Source organism: Calderihabitans maritimus (genome assembly GCF_002207765.1).
GTDB lineage: Bacteria > Bacillota > KKC1 > Calderihabitantales > Calderihabitantaceae > Calderihabitans > Calderihabitans maritimus.
Genome location: NZ_BDGJ01000001.1, coordinates 32,451 through 46,293, shown reverse-complemented (window position 1 = coordinate 46,293; position 13,843 = coordinate 32,451). Strand labels below are relative to the sequence as shown.

Sequence of the window (13,843 nt, the reverse complement as noted above, 5' to 3'; positions counted from 1 at the left end):
GCTATTGAGGAAGGTTTACGTTTTGCTATCAGGGAAGGTGGCCGCACGGTAGGTGCGGGCGTGGTCACTTCTATCATTGAGTAGGAGAACTGGCTGAACACGGGAAGTGTGGCTGGCGGTTTCGTGGTTATAACCGCTAGCCCCATTATCTTAAATTAAATTTTTAAAATGTATCGAAGACAGTTTATGCCGCGATGAAGCGGAAGGTTGCTGATTACAAGAATAATCAGGGAATTTCCGCGGAGTAGGTCCGTTAATAATCGGGCGTAGAGGAGGAAGGAAAAATGGCTAAACAAAAAATAAGAATTCGCCTTAAAGCGTTTGACCATAGAGTACTGGACCAGTCAGCACAGAAAATTGTGGAGACCGCCAAGAGAACAGGGGCAAGGGTTTCAGGTCCTATTCCTTTACCTACGGAAAAAAGTATTTTTACTGTGCTTCGTTCGCCTCATGTGAACAAAGATTCTCGGGAGCAGTTCGAGATGAGAACTCATAAACGCCTCATTGACATCTTGGAGCCTACTCCCAAAACGGTAGATTCGCTAATGAGATTGGACTTACCTGCGGGTGTAGATATCGAAATCAAGCTGTAGGAGTTTAGCAGGAGGTGGCAGGAATGCCTAAAAAAGGAATACTGGGCAGAAAACTAGGTATGACTCAGATTTTTAATGAAGAAGGGCATGCCGTTCCGGTAACTGTTATTGAAGCTGGTCCGTGTGTGGTAATTCAAAAGAAGACTACCGCAGTAGATGGCTATGATGCGGTGCAACTGGGATTTATACCCAAGAAGGAAAAAGCAGTAAATAAGCCATTAAGAGGCCACTTTGCCAAAGCAGGGGTTAAGCCTTTTAAATATCTTAGGGAGTTCAGAGTGGACAATATAGATGAGTATGAAGTAGGACAAGAAATTAAAGTTGACATTTTTAATCCGGGCGAAAAAGTGGATGTTGTTGGAACTTCCAAGGGAAAAGGATTTGCCGGGGGTATTAAACGGCATGGCTTCCACCGGGGACCTATGAGCCATGGGTCCAAGTATCATCGTCGTCCAGGAGCTCTCGGGGCGAAAGGGCCCGCTCGAGTTTTTAAGGGGCGCAAGCTCCCGGGTAGGGCTGGCGGTGAGCGAGTAACAGTCCAAAATCTTGAAGTAGTGAAGACAGATCCGGAAAAAAACCTGTTGCTGGTTAAGGGTGCTGTACCGGGACCCAAAAAAGGGCTGGTTATGATTAAGAGCGCGGTTAAGGCAACGTAGATTTGGCTTGTTGTTATAGGGCTGGTGAAAGGAGGAGGCAAAAATGCCGAAAGTTGCACTATATAATATGGAAGGAACGCAGATTGGCGAAGTAGAACTCAGGGACGACATTTTCGGCGTAGAGGTAAATGAAGCGGTTTTATTTGATACTGTTCAAATGATTTTGGCTAATCGTAGGAGAGGAACCGCTTCCACCAAAACCCGAGCAGAAGTACGGGGTGGGGGAAGAAAGCCGTGGCGCCAAAAGGGAACAGGAAGGGCCAGAGCAGGATCAATTCGTTCGCCTCTGTGGAGAGGTGGAGGTATAGTATTTGGTCCTAAACCTCGGAATTACGGATATTCCCTTCCTAAGAAGGTTCGTCGTCTGGCTTTGAAATCGGCCTTGTCAGCTAAGGTTGAAGATGGAAATTTGATTGTCCTGGATGCCCTCCGTTTTGAACAACCTAAGACGAAAAAGATGGTTGAAGTTTTAGAAGCTCTTAAAATTGACCAAAAAGCTCTGGTAGTCACGGCAGATAATAATGATAACGTGGAAAAGTCCGCTCGAAATATTCCGGGAGTAACTCCCATTACTGTCGATAGGCTTAACGTTTATGATATTTTGGCACACGACAAAATGGTTATCACCCAAGAGGCTGTTGCTAAAGTGGAGGAGGTGCTGGGATAATGCGGAGCCCTCATGAAGTTCTGATTAAGCCGGTAATTACCGAAAAATCGATGGCTTTAAAAGAAGATAACAAATACACGTTTATAGTTGACAAGAATGCCAATAAGATAGAAATAAAAAAAGCGGTCGAAGAATTGTTCAACGTTAAGGTTCTTAAGGTTAATACTATGAATTTAAAAGGCAAGAAAAAACGGATGGGGCGTTTTGAGGGCAAAACTCCCGATCGGAAGAAAGCCATAGTTACTTTAAAACCGGGTGATAAAATCGATTTGTTTGAAGAGCTGTAAGCGGTAGTGCTGTGAGTGAGGAGGGAAATTATGGGTATTAAAAAATTCAAGCCTACTTCACCGGGTAGACGCCAGATGACAGTTTCTACCTTTGAGGAGATAACGGCCACAGAGCCGGAAAAATCCCTAGTAGCACCTCTAAAGAAGACTGGTGGAAGGAATGCTCAGGGTCGCATAACCGTGCGACATCGTGGCGGCGGTCATAAGAGATTATATCGTATAATCGATTTTAAACGCGATAAGGATGGGGTTCCAGGGAAAGTAGCAACCATCGAGTATGATCCCAACCGTTCCGCCCGCATAGCCCTGATTAATTATGTGGATGGGGAAAAAAGATATATTCTTGCACCTGATGGGCTCCAACCCGGCGATGTAATTGTTTCGGGACCAGAAGCAGATATTAAGACGGGAAATGCGTTGCCCTTGAGAAATATTCCTGTAGGAACTATCATTCATAATATTGAATTGAAGCCCGGCAAAGGCGCACAATTAGTTCGTTCTGCCGGTGCGGCTGCACAGTTAATAGCGAAAGAAGGTAATTATGGGCATGTGCGATTGCCTTCGGGAGAAGTGAGGTTAATTCACCTGGACTGTAAAGCTACTATCGGGCAAGTGGGTAATATAGATCATGAAAATATTACCATAGGGAAGGCCGGTAGGGCCCGGTGGTTAGGAATAAGGCCTTCAGTACGCGGTGTGGCTATGAACCCGGTGGACCATCCTCATGGTGGCGGTGAAGGTCGTTCGCCGGTAGGTCGTCATCCGGTAACGCCATGGGGTAAGCCGGCTCTAGGAGTTAAGACCCGTAAGAAAAACAAACCGTCGGATAAGCTAATTGTTAGACGTAGAAATCAATAGCAACCGGTAAATATCTTGGTACCAGGAAGGAGGCGGGGAAGGAAATGGGCAGATCTCTCAAGAAAGGACCTTACTGTGATCCCAAACTACTCAAGAAGATTCAAGAAATGAATGAAAAAGGTGAGAAGCGGGTCATAAAAACCTGGTCTCGCAGATCAACGATTCTGCCGGAAATGGTAGGCCATACTATCGCTATTCATGATGGACGTAAACATGTTCCGGTCTATATTACAGAAGATATGGTGGGGCACAAGTTGGGAGAATTTGCTCCTACTAGAGTTTTTAAAGGACATGGGGCTCATACCGAGCGCTCAACAGCTTTGAAATAGATGGACTGGTATAAAAGAAGGGGGTTAGGCGGCAATGGAAGCCAGAGCGGTAGCGAGATATATTCGTATTTCCCCGCGAAAGGTCCGGCAGGTTGTAGACTTAATTCGAGGAAAAGATGTGGGGGAAGCACTGGCTATTTTACGGTACACTCCTAAAAGGGCAGCAAAGCCGGTAGAAAAAGTTTTGCGTTCTGCTATTGCCAACGCTGAACACAATTATGATATGAATCCCGACAATCTGTATGTCTTCAGAATTTATGTAGACCAGGGTCCGACCCTCAAGAGATACAAGCCAAGGGCCTACGGAAGAGCGGATCTTATTCGGAAGCGGACTAGCCATATTACCGTAGTGGTAAAGGAAAGAGAGGAGGATTAATTAGTGGGGCAAAAGGTTCATCCCAAAGGCTTGCGGATCGGTATTATTAAGAGCTGGGATGCTAAATGGTATGCCGGTAAGAAGGACTATGAAAAGTTACTGCATGAAGATCTAAAAATTCGGCGTTATATTAAAGAAAAATTATACAATGCGGGAATTTCGACTGTGGAAATTGAGCGAGCAGCCAATCGGGTTAAGATTACCATTCATACGGCGAAACCAGGTATCGTTATCGGGCGGGGAGGGGCTGAAGTAGAAGCCCTGCGCCAGGAATTAGAAAAGATGACTGGCCGCCAAATTAACATCAATATCGTCGAGATTAAAAAGCCTGAATTGGATGCTCAGTTAGTAGCGGAAAATATTGCTGCTCAGCTCGAGAAGAGGATTTCGTTCCGGCGGGCCATGAAACAAGCAGTATCCAGAGCTATGCGAATGGGGGCGGAAGGTATTAAAGTTGCCTGTTCGGGACGGCTAGGTGGAGCTGAAATGGCCCGTACCGAATGGTATAGTGAAGGCAAGGTCCCGCTTCATACTTTGAGGGCGGATATTGATTACGGTTTTGCGGAAGCCAGCACTACCTACGGCAAAATCGGCGTTAAAGTGTGGATTTATAAGGGTGAAGTTTTACCTGAAGCGCCGGCTGACGTGGAGGAAGGGGGTAAATAAGTATGTTGATGCCGAAACGCGTTAAATGGCGCCGACAGCACCGTCCTAAGCTTACCGGAAGAAGTACTAAAGGCAACGAAGTTCAATTTGGAGAATTTGGATTACAAGCCTTGGAGCCGGCATGGATTTCCAGCCGTCAAATAGAGGCTGCCCGTATAGCCATGACACGTTTCATTAAAAGGGGAGGCAAAGTGTGGATTAAGATTTTCCCGGATAGACCTATTACTGCTAAACCGGCTGAAACCCGAATGGGAAGTGGAAAAGGTTCCCCGGAATATTGGGTGGCAGTAGTCAAGCCGGGTCGGGTACTGTTTGAACTGGCTGGAGTAAGTGAAGAAGTGGCCAGGGAAGCATTCCGATTGGCGTCTCACAAGTTGCCCATTAAAACTAAGTTTGTCAAGCGGCAGGATGTAGGTGGTGAAGCAGATGAAAGCTAAAGAATTGAGAGACTTAACAACGGATGAGCTTCTGCATAAAGTTAAGGATTTAAAAGATGAACTTTTTCGTCTTAGGTTCCAATTAGCTACCGGACAATTGGATAACCCCATGCGACTTCGTCAAGTGCGGCGGGATATTGCCCGGGTGAAAACTGTCTTGCGGGAAAGGGAGCTGCAACGAGAAAAGGCCCAGTAGGTTTTGGGAAAGGAGGCTAGTAGGGTGTCCGAGAGAAAGTTGCGTAAGACCAGAATAGGGAAAGTGGTCAGTGATAAGATGGACAAAACGGTTGTAGTTTTGGTGGAAAATTTAGTTTCTCATCCTCTTTATGGACGTCAGGTGAGGAAGAGCAAGCGCTTTAAAGCTCATAATGAAAAAAACCAGTGCCGTGTAGGCGATGTGGTTAAAATTATGGAAACGAGACCTTTGAGCAAAGAAAAAAGGTGGAGGGTTGTGGAGATTCTGGAAAGAGCAGAGTAGCAAGGGTAAAAAGGGGGTAGTGCAATGATCCAAGCTGAAAGTATTCTAAAAGTTGGCGATAATACTGGTGCCAAGAAACTTCTTTGTATTCGGGTACTAGGCGGGTCCAAGAGACGCTATGCCAGCGTAGGGGATGTAATAATAGCCTCAGTTAAAGAAGCTACACCAGGCGGCGTGGTAAAAAAAGGTGACGTGGTCAAGGCCGTTGTGGTTAGAACCAAAAAAGAAATAAGGCGGGCTGATGGTTCTTATATAAGATTTAATGAGAATGCCGCGGTGATTATAAATGATCAGGGCGATCCGCGCGGAACCAGGATTTTCGGCCCTGTAGCCCGAGAATTGCGCGAAAAGAATTTCATGAAAATAATTTCGCTAGCACCCGAAGTGTTGTAGGGTTAGCTCCAGTGTTTAAGGAAAGAGAATGGAGGTGACCATGGTTGGCCAATACTAAGGTACATGTTCGCAAAGGAGATACGGTTGTAGTAATTAGCGGAAATGATGCAGGGAAGAGAGGAAAAGTGTTGGAAGTAATCCCGAAAAAGAGTAGGGTTATCGTAGAAGGAGTTAATATTGTAAAGCGTCATACCAGGCCTACTCCGCAATTACCGCAAGGGGGAATCATTGAAAAAGAGGCACCCATTCACAGTTCTAACGTTATGATTTATTGCTCTAAATGCGGTAGACCTACACGTATAGGGAAGAAATTTTTAGAGGACGGGCGCAAGGTCAGAATTTGTAGGAAATGTGGAGAGGTTCTAGACAAGTAGTAGCTTTTGAGAAAAAGGGGGGCTAAATCGTGGCTAGGCTGAAAGAAAAATATTTGAAAGAAGTTCGGCCGGCGATGAAAGAGAAATTTGGCTATAAAAATATTATGGAAATCCCCCGGTTGGAAAAAATAGTTATCAATATGGGGGTTGGAGAAGCAGTCCAGAATCCTAAAGCTATTGATGCAGCAGTAGAGGATTTAGCTGCTATTTCTGGTCAAAAGCCAATAGTTACGCGAGCCAAAAAGTCTATTGCCGCCTTTAAGCTGCGGGCAGGCATGCCGATAGGATGTAAAGTTACCCTACGGGGCGATAAAATGTATGAGTTTATGGATCGCCTAGTAAATGTAGCCTTACCTCGGGTACGCGATTTCAGAGGCGTATCTCCGAAAGCATTTGACGGTCGTGGTAATTATACCTTGGGGTTGCGGGAACAACTTATCTTCCCCGAGATTGATTATGATAAAATTGATAAAGTTCGTGGTATGGATATTGTGTTTGTTACCACGGCTAAAACAGACGAGGAGGCCAGGGAATTACTACGCTTACTGGGAATGCCGTTCCGGGAAGCAAGTTAAATTGGCGTTCGTTTAAGAAGTTTACGTTAAGGAGGGATGTCAATGGCGAAAAAGTCCATGATTGCCAAACAGAAGCGCAAGCCCAAGTTTAGGGTTAGGGCTTATAATCGTTGTAAAATTTGCGGACGTCCGCGTGCCTATATGAGAAAGTTTGGCATGTGCCGGATTTGTTTCCGGACTTTGGCTCATCGAGGAGAAATTCCTGGGATTACCAAAGCGAGCTGGTAGTTAGGAAGGGGGGCAAAAACATGGTTATGACAGACCCGATTGCCGATTTTTTAACCCGTATTCGCAATGCCAATACGGTTTACCAGGAAACGGTAGAGATTCCGTCTTCCAAAATGAAAAAGGCCTTGGCTGAAATTCTGAAGAATGAAGGGTTTATTAAAGATTACGAATACATTGAGGACGGTAAGCAGGGCATCTTGCGCCTGTACTTAAAGTATGGTCCTAACAAGGAGAAGGTTATCACTGGCTTGAAGAGGATAAGCAAACCGGGTCTGCGGGTATACGTCAAAAAAGATGAAATTCCGCGCGTCCTGGGAGGACTGGGGATAGCAATTCTCTCTACTTCCAAAGGTATTATGACTGATAAACAGGCCCGAAAAGAAGGCGTAGGAGGAGAAGTGATCTGTTACGTCTGGTAAAGGAGCAACAAGTACGGCCAGGAAAGTGGGACGAGTAAGGAGGTGCACTCATGTCTCGAGTTGGTAGAATGCCTATCTCTATTCCGCAAGGGGTTGAAGTAAAAATTGAAGACGATAAAATATCGGTTAAAGGGCCTAAAGGAAATTTAACTAAGGAATTGCACAAGGATGTACAGGTGGAAATAGAGAATAACCAAATAATGGTTAAAAGGGCTTCTGACAAGAAAGAACACAGAGCTCTACATGGTCTAACGAGGGCACTTATTGCTAATATGATCGAAGGCGTGACTAAAGGATTTGAAAAGAAACTGGAATTGGTAGGAGTAGGTTTCAGGGCAAACAAGCAGGGTGACAAGCTGGTATTGAGCGTAGGATATTCTCACCCGGTTGAGATAGTGCCGGATGAGGGTATAGAGATTGAGGTGCCTGCTCCCAACAAAATTGTGGTTAGAGGGCTTGATAAGGAAAAGGTAGGAGTATTTGCTGCCAATATCCGAAAAATCAGAGAACCGGAACCTTACAAAGGCAAAGGTATTAAATATGAAGGGGAACAAATTAAACGCAAAGTAGGCAAGGCAGGAGCTAAAGCTTAATTCTTGATTGAAACGGGAAGAAGGGAGTGAGCTGTCTTGTTCAAGAAGCCGGATAGAAAAAAATTGAGAGCCAAAAGACGTTTGCGGGTAAGAAAAAAGATTTTTGGAACTCCGGAACGTCCTCGCTTAACTGTCTACCGAAGTTTAAATCATATTTATGCCCAAATTATTAATGATGTTGAAGGCAAAACTTTAGTGGCTTCATCCACGTTAGATCCTGTGGTTAGGAAACAAATTACTAACGGTGGCAATAAGGAAGCAGCGCGAATAGTTGGCAAAACGATAGCTGAAAAGGCTTTGGCCAAAGGGATTAAAAAGGTGGTTTTCGACCGAGGTGGTTACATTTATCACGGAAGAGTAGCTGCATTGGCTGAAGGAGCCCGGGAAGGCGGGTTGGAATTCTAAATCCATGGCAAAAGGAGGGGGAGAAATGCCTAAAATGCAGGAAAAAGATGTAGAATTCAGCGAAAAGGTAGTTAACATCAATCGGGTGGCCAAAGTAGTTAAAGGCGGTAGACGCTTCAGTTTCAGCGCCCTGGTTGTAGTAGGGGATGGTAACGGCCGAGTAGGGGCGGGTTTAGGCAAGGCCAGCGAAGTACCGGAAGCCATTCGTAAAGGAATCCAAGATGCCAAGAAAAACCTGATAGAAGTTCCTTTGGTAGGTACGACCATTCCCCACGAGATTATTGGTCGCTTTGGCGCTGGCAGGGTACTGTTAAAACCGGCGGCACCCGGTACAGGAGTTATTGCCGGCGGACCGGTACGGGCTGTACTGGAATTGGCAGGAGTAAAAGATATTCTGACTAAGTCTTTGGGATCGAACAATGCCAATAATATGGTTTATGCTACCCTGGAAGGACTAAAAAACCTGAAGCGGGCAGAAGAAGTAGCCAAGTTACGCGGCAAGTCGGTGAAAGAATTGTTAGGCTAGGGGTGATGATCTTGGCGCGAAAGTTAAAAGTCACACTGGTTAGAAGCCTTATAGGCAGGCCGGAAAAACAACGAAGAACGGCTCAGGCTTTAGGACTAAGAAAACTACACAGTCACGCTATTAAGGACGATACACCCAGTATCCGAGGAATGATTCGTAAGCTGGAGCATTTAGTTTCGGTAGAAGAGATTGATGTGCAGGAGGGGTAAGTGGTGAAATTACATGAACTGAAGCCTGTTCCGGGGTCTCGTAGAAAGCGTACCCGTAAAGGGAGAGGTATTGGTTCAGGTTTAGGGAAAACTGCCGGCAGAGGGCATAAAGGGCAGAAGGCCCGCTCCGGAGGAGGAATCCGTAGAGGTTTTGAAGGAGGGCAGATGCCTCTTTACCGTCGGATCCCTAAACGAGGGTTTACTAATATATTTAAGAAAGAAATTGTCGCTATCAACGTACAAGAATTGAACCGGTTTGAAGAAGGAACTGTTGTTACCCCGGAACTGTTGGTGGAGACAGGAGTTATCAAATCGATAAAAGATGGAGTTAAGATTTTAGGAAACGGAGAACTTCAGAAGGCATTAACCGTCAAAGCTCATGCTTTTAGTAAATCTGCTGCCGAGAAAATAGAGGCTGCCGGCGGTAAAGTAGAGGTGGTATGAGTGCTATCCAGTCTCCAAAGTGCCTTAAAGATTGGTGATTTGCGGCAGCGCATAGTTTTTACTCTGCTGATGTTTCTGGTCTTTCGTATTGGGGCTCATGTGCCTGTACCAGGAATTGATATACAGGCTCTTAAGGAGTTAATTGAAAGAGGCACTCTGTTAGGGTTCTTTGATGTGATTTCCGGGGGAGCTTTTAAGAATTTTACCGTTTTTGCCATGGGGATCATGCCCTATATTAACGCCTCGATTATTATGCAGCTTTTGACCGTAGTTATACCTGCCCTGGAAAGACTGGCTAAGGAGGGAGAAGAAGGACGTAAGCGAATAGTCCAATACACCCGTTACGGAACGGTAATTCTCGGCTTCATTCAAGCGGTAGGAATGTCTTTTTTCCTTGGGAATCAAGGCATTTTGGTGAACCCCTCTTTGGGTTCTTACCTGCTCATTGCCATTAGCCTGACAGCAGGTACAGCCTTTTTAATGTGGCTGGGAGAACTGATAACGGAAAAAGGTATTGGAAACGGGATTTCTCTTATTATTTTTGCCGGGATAGTATCCCGCTTGCCTGCCGGAATATACAATATTGTTAACAACCTGAGAACCGGCCAAGTCGGTATCTTAAGTGTTCTTTTTTTCCTGCTGATGGCTATTGTGGTTATTGCTGGCGTGGTGGCTATACAGGAGGGGCACCGGCGTATACCGGTTCAGTATGCTAAGAGAGTGGTAGGACGAAGAGTATACGGAGGACAGAGCACTCATATCCCCTTAAAAGTCAATCAAGCTGGGGTCATTCCAGTTATCTTTGCTATGTCAATACTACTGTTTCCCCAAACTGTTGCTTCGTGGTTCCCAAACAGTTCTTTCTGGCAGGGCGTTTCCCGGTTCCTGGATTTTAAATCCATACCTTATATGATTATTTACTCGTTGCTGATAATTTTCTTTACTTACTTCTACACCGCAGTAACCTTCAACCCACAGGATGTAGCGGATAACATGAAAAAGTATGGAGGTTTTATTCCTGGATTACGCCCGGGAAAACCTACTGCCGAGTATATAGATCGTATTCTCAATCGTATCACCATGGCAGGCGCGTTATTCTTAGCCTTTATTGCCATCTTACCCAATATAGTTAGTGCTACGACAGGTTTAAATATTTACTTTGGTGGAACGTCTCTCCTTATTGTGGTAGGGGTAGCCCTAGAAACTATGAAACAGATAGAGTCTCATTTGCTCGTCCGCCATTATCAGGGCTTCATACGGTAATCAAGTTGCTGCACGCTTTTTCTGTCCATACTTGAGCACTTGCGGGCTGGGTGATAAGGAGGGAAAAATCCTCGATGAGATTGTTGTTGATGGGGCCTCCAGGAGCTGGCAAGGGCACGCAGGCGGAAGGGTTGATTGAGAAACTGAAAGTGCCTCACATTTCTACCGGAGATATGTTTCGCAAAGCAATTAAGGAAGGAACTGAGCTAGGGAGAAAAGCGAAGGAATATATGGACGCAGGGCAATTAGTACCAGATGAGGTAACGGTAGGAATTGTTAAGGAAAGGCTGCAGGAGCCTGACTGCCAGCAAGGATTTTTACTGGATGGGTTTCCCCGGACAGTGGCTCAAGCGGAGGCACTGGATAAGATTTTGAGTGAGTTAGATATGAACTTGGATGCGGTAATTAATATAGAAGTGCCTCGGGAAAAACTGATCGAACGTTTAACTGGACGGCGAGTTTGTCGCAATTGTGGGGCCACCTACCATGTAATATTCAATCCACCTTCCGAACCGGGAAAATGTGACAACTGCGGAGGAGAATTATATCAGCGGAGTGACGATACGGAGGAGACGGTGGCTAACCGGCTGGATGTATATAAAAAGCAGACGGAGCCCTTAATAGCTTTCTATGAAGGCAAAGGCCTGCTTAAAAGAATAAACGGAGATCAGTCTATCGAAAAAGTTCTGGTGGATATCGGGGAAGCTTTAGGGAGAGACTGGGCATGATCATTCTTAAATCTGACCGTGAACTGGAATATATAAGAGATGCATGTAAAGTTGTAGCCAAAACCCTTCTCGAGTTGAAGCAAGCCGTTGAGCCAGGAGTAACTACTAAGGAACTAGATACCTTGGCGGAAAACTTTATTCTCAGTCAAGGTGCAAGGCCTGCTTTTAAAGGGTATCAGGGTTTTCCTGCCAGTATATGCACTTCTGTAAACGAAGAGGTGGTTCACGGTATTCCAGGTTTAAGAAGATTACAAGATGGGGATATTATTAGTATTGATGTTGGCGCGGTAATAAATGGGTATTATGGGGACGCTGCTGTAACTCTTCCGGTAGGGGAAATCGATGCGGAAATAGAAAGGCTATTGTCGGTTACAGAAGAGGCACTAATGGCCGGTATTAAGCGGGCGGTTAAGGATAATCGGTTGGGGGATGTTTCTCACGCTATTCAAAAGGTCGTAGAAAGCAACGGATTTTCGGTGGTGAGAGATTATGTTGGGCATGGTATCGGGAGGAACATGCATGAAGAACCCCAGGTACCAAACTTTGGACTGCCTGGAAGAGGCCCGCGTTTAAAGGCGGGAATGACTCTGGCCATTGAGCCAATGGTCAACATGGGAACTCACGAGGTTATGACCAAGGAAGATAACTGGACTGTGGTTACGAAAGATCTCCAACCTTCCGCCCATTTCGAGCATACCATAGCGGTGACTGAGGAAGGTCCAGAAATCTTAACTTCTCTGTAAAAAGACCTGGAGGTGTTTTATGGGTCTAGGGGAATTGAAGGTAGGACAACTGGTATATTCGAAAATGGGTCGGGATCGTAACCGCCTGTTTTTAATCTGGAAGATTGAACAAAACTCTTCATTTGTTTATTTAGTTGACGGGGATTTGCGAAAAATTGAACGACCCAAAAAAAAGAACATCAAACATATTCAACCAACCAATAAAATTGCTTCTGATATAGTAGATAAGCTAAACCAAAATCAGACTGTAAACAACGCTGAAATACGGCAGGCTATTAAGCGGCTGATACAAACGGATCAGGAAGATAGTGTCTCAGACCGGCAGGGAGGTAAAGATAGTTAATGGCTAAACAAGATGTCATTGAAGTTGAGGGTACCGTAATAGAGTCTCTTCCTAATGCAATGTTTCGGGTGGAGCTTGATAATGGGCACAAGGTTTTAGCCCATGTTTCAGGTAAAATACGCATGAATTTTATCAGGATTTTACCGGGTGATCGGGTGACGGTAGAACTGTCTCCTTATGATTTAAACAGGGGCAGAATTGTGTATAGGTATAAATAAGAACTACCAGCCCTAAAGTGTGAAGTATGACAGAAAAAGCGGAGCGCCTTTTTCTACGTTTTATTTTGGTGAAGGTATTGCTAAAAAGGAGGTTATGTCGTGAAAGTTAAACCATCAGTTAAACCAATATGTGAGAAATGCAAGGTTATCAAACGTAAAGGGAAAGTGAGAGTTATTTGTGATAACCCAAAGCATAAACAGAAGCAGGGATAGATACCAAAGGTAAGATTTGGAGGTGTAAGCATGGCCAGGATTGCTGGAGTTGATTTGCCGCGAGATAAACGGGTAGAGATTGCTTTGACTTATATTTACGGTATTGGACGTTCTACTTCTAAAGAAATCTTAAAGAAGACCGGTATTAATCCCGATACACGGGTAAGGGACCTTACCGAAGATGAAATAACGAAGTTACGGGAAGTAATTGATAACGAGTACACTGTAGAAGGAGATCTGCGCAGAGAAGTTGCTATGAATATTAAACGTTTGATCGATATTGGTTGTTATCGCGGGTTGCGACACCGTCGGGGGCTACCGGTAAGAGGGCAACGTACCAGAACTAATGCTCGCACCCGCAAGGGTCCCAGAAAAACTGTCGGCGTTCGTCGTTCAAAATAATTTAGGAAGGGAGGAACAAATGAGTGGCTAGGAGAAGTACCCGGAAGAAAGTCAAGAAGAATATTGAGAGCGGTATAGCCCATATTAAATCGACTTTTAACAATACTATTGTCACTATAACCGATAAGGCGGGTAACGCTATCGCTTGGGCCAGCGCAGGAACGGTAGGATTTAAAGGCACCAGAAAAGGGACCCCTTTTGCGGCTCAGATGGCAGCGGAATCCGCAGCTAAGCAAGCTATGGAACACGGAGTGAAGGAAGTTGAATGTTATGTAAAAGGACCGGGAGCCGGTCGTGAAGCGGCAATTCGTTCCTTGCAAGCAGCAGGACTGGAAGTAAGTGTAATTAAAGATGTCACACCTATTCCTCATAACGGATGTCGTCCGCCAAAAAGGAGAAGAGTGTAGGAGGTGCTGAAAC

Annotated in this window: 30 protein-coding genes; all 30 read left to right on the top strand. The window is 45.1% G+C overall.

Annotated features, from left to right (window positions below; translation table 11 throughout):
• The coding region (locus KKC1_RS17155; protein WP_202819886.1) for an EF-Tu C-terminal domain-related protein at positions 1 to 84 on the top strand (84 nt) is incomplete at its 5' end.
• 200 nt (positions 85 to 284) lie between these two features.
• The gene (rpsJ, locus tag KKC1_RS00325) at positions 285 to 593 is read left to right on the top strand and encodes a 30S ribosomal protein S10 (RefSeq protein ID WP_088552524.1); all 309 of its coding nucleotides are present in this window, start codon (positions 285 to 287) and stop codon (positions 591 to 593) included.
• A gap of 23 nt (positions 594 to 616) precedes the next feature.
• On the top strand, positions 617 to 1,249 hold the full coding sequence (rplC, locus tag KKC1_RS00320) for a 50S ribosomal protein L3 (RefSeq protein ID WP_088552523.1): 633 nt from the start codon (positions 617 to 619) through the stop codon (positions 1,247 to 1,249).
• A gap of 43 nt (positions 1,250 to 1,292) precedes the next feature.
• The gene (gene rplD, locus KKC1_RS00315; protein ID WP_088552522.1) at positions 1,293 to 1,916 is read left to right on the top strand and encodes a 50S ribosomal protein L4; all 624 of its coding nucleotides are present in this window, start codon (positions 1,293 to 1,295) and stop codon (positions 1,914 to 1,916) included.
• Positions 1,916 to 2,203 carry a 50S ribosomal protein L23 gene (gene rplW, locus KKC1_RS00310; protein WP_088552521.1) on the top strand — a complete coding sequence of 96 codons (288 nt, stop codon included), beginning with the start codon at positions 1,916 to 1,918 and terminating at the stop codon, positions 2,201 to 2,203. Before rplD ends, rplW begins: the two co-directional genes overlap by 1 nt.
• A gap of 30 nt (positions 2,204 to 2,233) precedes the next feature.
• A complete protein-coding gene (gene rplB, locus KKC1_RS00305; RefSeq protein WP_088552520.1) occupies positions 2,234 to 3,061 on the top strand; it encodes a 50S ribosomal protein L2 in 828 nt (275 codons plus the stop codon).
• A 44-nt stretch (positions 3,062 to 3,105) separates the two neighbouring features.
• The gene (gene rpsS, locus KKC1_RS00300; protein ID WP_088552519.1) at positions 3,106 to 3,390 is read left to right on the top strand and encodes a 30S ribosomal protein S19; all 285 of its coding nucleotides are present in this window, start codon (positions 3,106 to 3,108) and stop codon (positions 3,388 to 3,390) included.
• 34 nt (positions 3,391 to 3,424) lie between these two features.
• Complete coding sequence (gene rplV / locus KKC1_RS00295) at positions 3,425 to 3,766, top strand: 50S ribosomal protein L22 (RefSeq protein WP_088552518.1); 342 nt, start codon at positions 3,425 to 3,427, stop codon at positions 3,764 to 3,766.
• 3 nt (positions 3,767 to 3,769) lie between these two features.
• Complete coding sequence (gene rpsC / locus KKC1_RS00290; RefSeq protein WP_088552517.1) at positions 3,770 to 4,432, top strand: 30S ribosomal protein S3; 663 nt, start codon at positions 3,770 to 3,772, stop codon at positions 4,430 to 4,432.
• Between the two features lie 2 nt (positions 4,433 to 4,434).
• Positions 4,435 to 4,869 carry a 50S ribosomal protein L16 gene (gene rplP, locus KKC1_RS00285; RefSeq protein WP_088552516.1) on the top strand — a complete coding sequence of 145 codons (435 nt, stop codon included), beginning with the start codon at positions 4,435 to 4,437 and terminating at the stop codon, positions 4,867 to 4,869.
• On the top strand, positions 4,859 to 5,065 hold the full coding sequence (gene rpmC / locus KKC1_RS00280) for a 50S ribosomal protein L29 (protein ID WP_088552515.1): 207 nt from the start codon (positions 4,859 to 4,861) through the stop codon (positions 5,063 to 5,065). Before rplP ends, rpmC begins: the two co-directional genes overlap by 11 nt.
• A gap of 24 nt (positions 5,066 to 5,089) precedes the next feature.
• Positions 5,090 to 5,347, top strand: a complete 258-nt coding sequence (rpsQ, locus tag KKC1_RS00275; protein ID WP_088552514.1) for a 30S ribosomal protein S17 — start codon at positions 5,090 to 5,092, stop codon at positions 5,345 to 5,347.
• 24 nt (positions 5,348 to 5,371) lie between these two features.
• Complete coding sequence (rplN, locus tag KKC1_RS00270) at positions 5,372 to 5,740, top strand: 50S ribosomal protein L14 (RefSeq protein ID WP_088552513.1); 369 nt, start codon at positions 5,372 to 5,374, stop codon at positions 5,738 to 5,740.
• Between the two features lie 44 nt (positions 5,741 to 5,784).
• Positions 5,785 to 6,114 carry a 50S ribosomal protein L24 gene (rplX, locus tag KKC1_RS00265; RefSeq protein ID WP_088552512.1) on the top strand — a complete coding sequence of 110 codons (330 nt, stop codon included), beginning with the start codon at positions 5,785 to 5,787 and terminating at the stop codon, positions 6,112 to 6,114.
• A gap of 29 nt (positions 6,115 to 6,143) precedes the next feature.
• Positions 6,144 to 6,689, top strand: coding sequence for a 50S ribosomal protein L5 (rplE, locus tag KKC1_RS00260; RefSeq protein ID WP_088552511.1), 546 nt, complete (start codon positions 6,144 to 6,146; stop codon positions 6,687 to 6,689).
• Positions 6,690 to 6,731: 42 nt separating this feature from the next.
• Positions 6,732 to 6,917, top strand: a complete 186-nt coding sequence (locus tag KKC1_RS00255; protein ID WP_088552510.1) for a type Z 30S ribosomal protein S14 — start codon at positions 6,732 to 6,734, stop codon at positions 6,915 to 6,917.
• 20 nt (positions 6,918 to 6,937) lie between these two features.
• Positions 6,938 to 7,336 (top strand): 30S ribosomal protein S8, encoded by a 399-nt coding sequence (gene rpsH, locus KKC1_RS00250; RefSeq protein ID WP_143288644.1) that lies wholly within the window; start codon positions 6,938 to 6,940, stop codon positions 7,334 to 7,336.
• A 50-nt stretch (positions 7,337 to 7,386) separates the two neighbouring features.
• Positions 7,387 to 7,929, top strand: a complete 543-nt coding sequence (gene rplF, locus KKC1_RS00245; protein ID WP_088552509.1) for a 50S ribosomal protein L6 — start codon at positions 7,387 to 7,389, stop codon at positions 7,927 to 7,929.
• A gap of 36 nt (positions 7,930 to 7,965) precedes the next feature.
• A complete protein-coding gene (rplR, locus tag KKC1_RS00240) occupies positions 7,966 to 8,334 on the top strand; it encodes a 50S ribosomal protein L18 (RefSeq protein ID WP_088552508.1) in 369 nt (122 codons plus the stop codon).
• A 25-nt stretch (positions 8,335 to 8,359) separates the two neighbouring features.
• Positions 8,360 to 8,860, top strand: a complete 501-nt coding sequence (gene rpsE / locus KKC1_RS00235; RefSeq protein WP_088552507.1) for a 30S ribosomal protein S5 — start codon at positions 8,360 to 8,362, stop codon at positions 8,858 to 8,860.
• Positions 8,861 to 8,871: 11 nt separating this feature from the next.
• Positions 8,872 to 9,069: a 50S ribosomal protein L30 gene (rpmD, locus tag KKC1_RS00230; protein WP_192867998.1), complete on the top strand. Its 198-nt coding sequence runs from the start codon at positions 8,872 to 8,874 to the stop codon at positions 9,067 to 9,069.
• Between the two features lie 3 nt (positions 9,070 to 9,072).
• Positions 9,073 to 9,513 (top strand): 50S ribosomal protein L15, encoded by a 441-nt coding sequence (rplO, locus tag KKC1_RS00225; protein ID WP_088552526.1) that lies wholly within the window; start codon positions 9,073 to 9,075, stop codon positions 9,511 to 9,513.
• Positions 9,514 to 10,776, top strand: coding sequence for a preprotein translocase subunit SecY (secY, locus tag KKC1_RS00220; RefSeq protein WP_088552505.1), 1,263 nt, complete (start codon positions 9,514 to 9,516; stop codon positions 10,774 to 10,776). It abuts the gene before it with no gap.
• A gap of 74 nt (positions 10,777 to 10,850) precedes the next feature.
• Positions 10,851 to 11,504, top strand: coding sequence for an adenylate kinase (locus KKC1_RS00215; RefSeq protein ID WP_088552504.1), 654 nt, complete (start codon positions 10,851 to 10,853; stop codon positions 11,502 to 11,504).
• Entirely contained in the window at positions 11,501 to 12,247 is a 747-nt protein-coding gene (gene map / locus KKC1_RS00210; RefSeq protein WP_088552503.1) for a type I methionyl aminopeptidase, read from the top strand. Before KKC1_RS00215 ends, map begins: the two co-directional genes overlap by 4 nt.
• A 19-nt stretch (positions 12,248 to 12,266) precedes the next feature.
• Positions 12,267 to 12,590 carry a KOW domain-containing RNA-binding protein gene (locus KKC1_RS00205; protein WP_088552502.1) on the top strand — a complete coding sequence of 108 codons (324 nt, stop codon included), beginning with the start codon at positions 12,267 to 12,269 and terminating at the stop codon, positions 12,588 to 12,590.
• Complete coding sequence (gene infA, locus KKC1_RS00200) at positions 12,590 to 12,808, top strand: translation initiation factor IF-1 (protein WP_088552501.1); 219 nt, start codon at positions 12,590 to 12,592, stop codon at positions 12,806 to 12,808. Before KKC1_RS00205 ends, infA begins: the two co-directional genes overlap by 1 nt.
• Before the next feature lie 99 nt (positions 12,809 to 12,907).
• Entirely contained in the window at positions 12,908 to 13,021 is a 114-nt protein-coding gene (gene rpmJ / locus KKC1_RS00195) for a 50S ribosomal protein L36 (RefSeq protein ID WP_088552500.1), read from the top strand.
• 30 nt (positions 13,022 to 13,051) lie between these two features.
• Positions 13,052 to 13,423, top strand: a complete 372-nt coding sequence (gene rpsM, locus KKC1_RS00190) for a 30S ribosomal protein S13 (RefSeq protein ID WP_088552499.1) — start codon at positions 13,052 to 13,054, stop codon at positions 13,421 to 13,423.
• Positions 13,424 to 13,446: 23 nt separating this feature from the next.
• The gene (rpsK, locus tag KKC1_RS00185) at positions 13,447 to 13,830 is read left to right on the top strand and encodes a 30S ribosomal protein S11 (RefSeq protein WP_088552498.1); all 384 of its coding nucleotides are present in this window, start codon (positions 13,447 to 13,449) and stop codon (positions 13,828 to 13,830) included.
• The last annotated feature ends 13 nt before the right edge of the window (positions 13,831 to 13,843 follow it).

What these genes read in the sequence shown, in the direction of transcription:
- rpsJ (WP_088552524.1), top strand. Translation starts at nt 285, where the DNA reads ATGGCTAAACAAAAAATAAGAATTCGCCTTAAAGCGTTTGACCATAGA.
- rplC (WP_088552523.1), top strand. Translation starts at nt 617, where the DNA reads ATGCCTAAAAAAGGAATACTGGGCAGAAAACTAGGTATGACTCAGATT.
- rplD (WP_088552522.1), top strand. Translation starts at nt 1,293, where the DNA reads ATGCCGAAAGTTGCACTATATAATATGGAAGGAACGCAGATTGGCGAA.
- rplW (WP_088552521.1), top strand. Translation starts at nt 1,916, where the DNA reads ATGCGGAGCCCTCATGAAGTTCTGATTAAGCCGGTAATTACCGAAAAA.
- rplB (WP_088552520.1), top strand. Translation starts at nt 2,234, where the DNA reads ATGGGTATTAAAAAATTCAAGCCTACTTCACCGGGTAGACGCCAGATG.
- rpsS (WP_088552519.1), top strand. Translation starts at nt 3,106, where the DNA reads ATGGGCAGATCTCTCAAGAAAGGACCTTACTGTGATCCCAAACTACTC.
- rplV (WP_088552518.1), top strand. Translation starts at nt 3,425, where the DNA reads ATGGAAGCCAGAGCGGTAGCGAGATATATTCGTATTTCCCCGCGAAAG.
- rplP (WP_088552516.1), top strand. Translation starts at nt 4,435, where the DNA reads ATGTTGATGCCGAAACGCGTTAAATGGCGCCGACAGCACCGTCCTAAG.
- rpmC (WP_088552515.1), top strand. Translation starts at nt 4,859, where the DNA reads ATGAAAGCTAAAGAATTGAGAGACTTAACAACGGATGAGCTTCTGCAT.
- rplN (WP_088552513.1), top strand. Translation starts at nt 5,372, where the DNA reads ATGATCCAAGCTGAAAGTATTCTAAAAGTTGGCGATAATACTGGTGCC.
- KKC1_RS00255 (WP_088552510.1), top strand. Translation starts at nt 6,732, where the DNA reads ATGGCGAAAAAGTCCATGATTGCCAAACAGAAGCGCAAGCCCAAGTTT.
- rpsH (WP_143288644.1), top strand. Translation starts at nt 6,938, where the DNA reads ATGGTTATGACAGACCCGATTGCCGATTTTTTAACCCGTATTCGCAAT.
- rplF (WP_088552509.1), top strand. Translation starts at nt 7,387, where the DNA reads ATGTCTCGAGTTGGTAGAATGCCTATCTCTATTCCGCAAGGGGTTGAA.
- rpsE (WP_088552507.1), top strand. Translation starts at nt 8,360, where the DNA reads ATGCCTAAAATGCAGGAAAAAGATGTAGAATTCAGCGAAAAGGTAGTT.
- KKC1_RS00215 (WP_088552504.1), top strand. Translation starts at nt 10,851, where the DNA reads ATGAGATTGTTGTTGATGGGGCCTCCAGGAGCTGGCAAGGGCACGCAG.
- map (WP_088552503.1), top strand. Translation starts at nt 11,501, where the DNA reads ATGATCATTCTTAAATCTGACCGTGAACTGGAATATATAAGAGATGCA.
- KKC1_RS00205 (WP_088552502.1), top strand. Translation starts at nt 12,267, where the DNA reads ATGGGTCTAGGGGAATTGAAGGTAGGACAACTGGTATATTCGAAAATG.
- infA (WP_088552501.1), top strand. Translation starts at nt 12,590, where the DNA reads ATGGCTAAACAAGATGTCATTGAAGTTGAGGGTACCGTAATAGAGTCT.
- rpsM (WP_088552499.1), top strand. Translation starts at nt 13,052, where the DNA reads ATGGCCAGGATTGCTGGAGTTGATTTGCCGCGAGATAAACGGGTAGAG.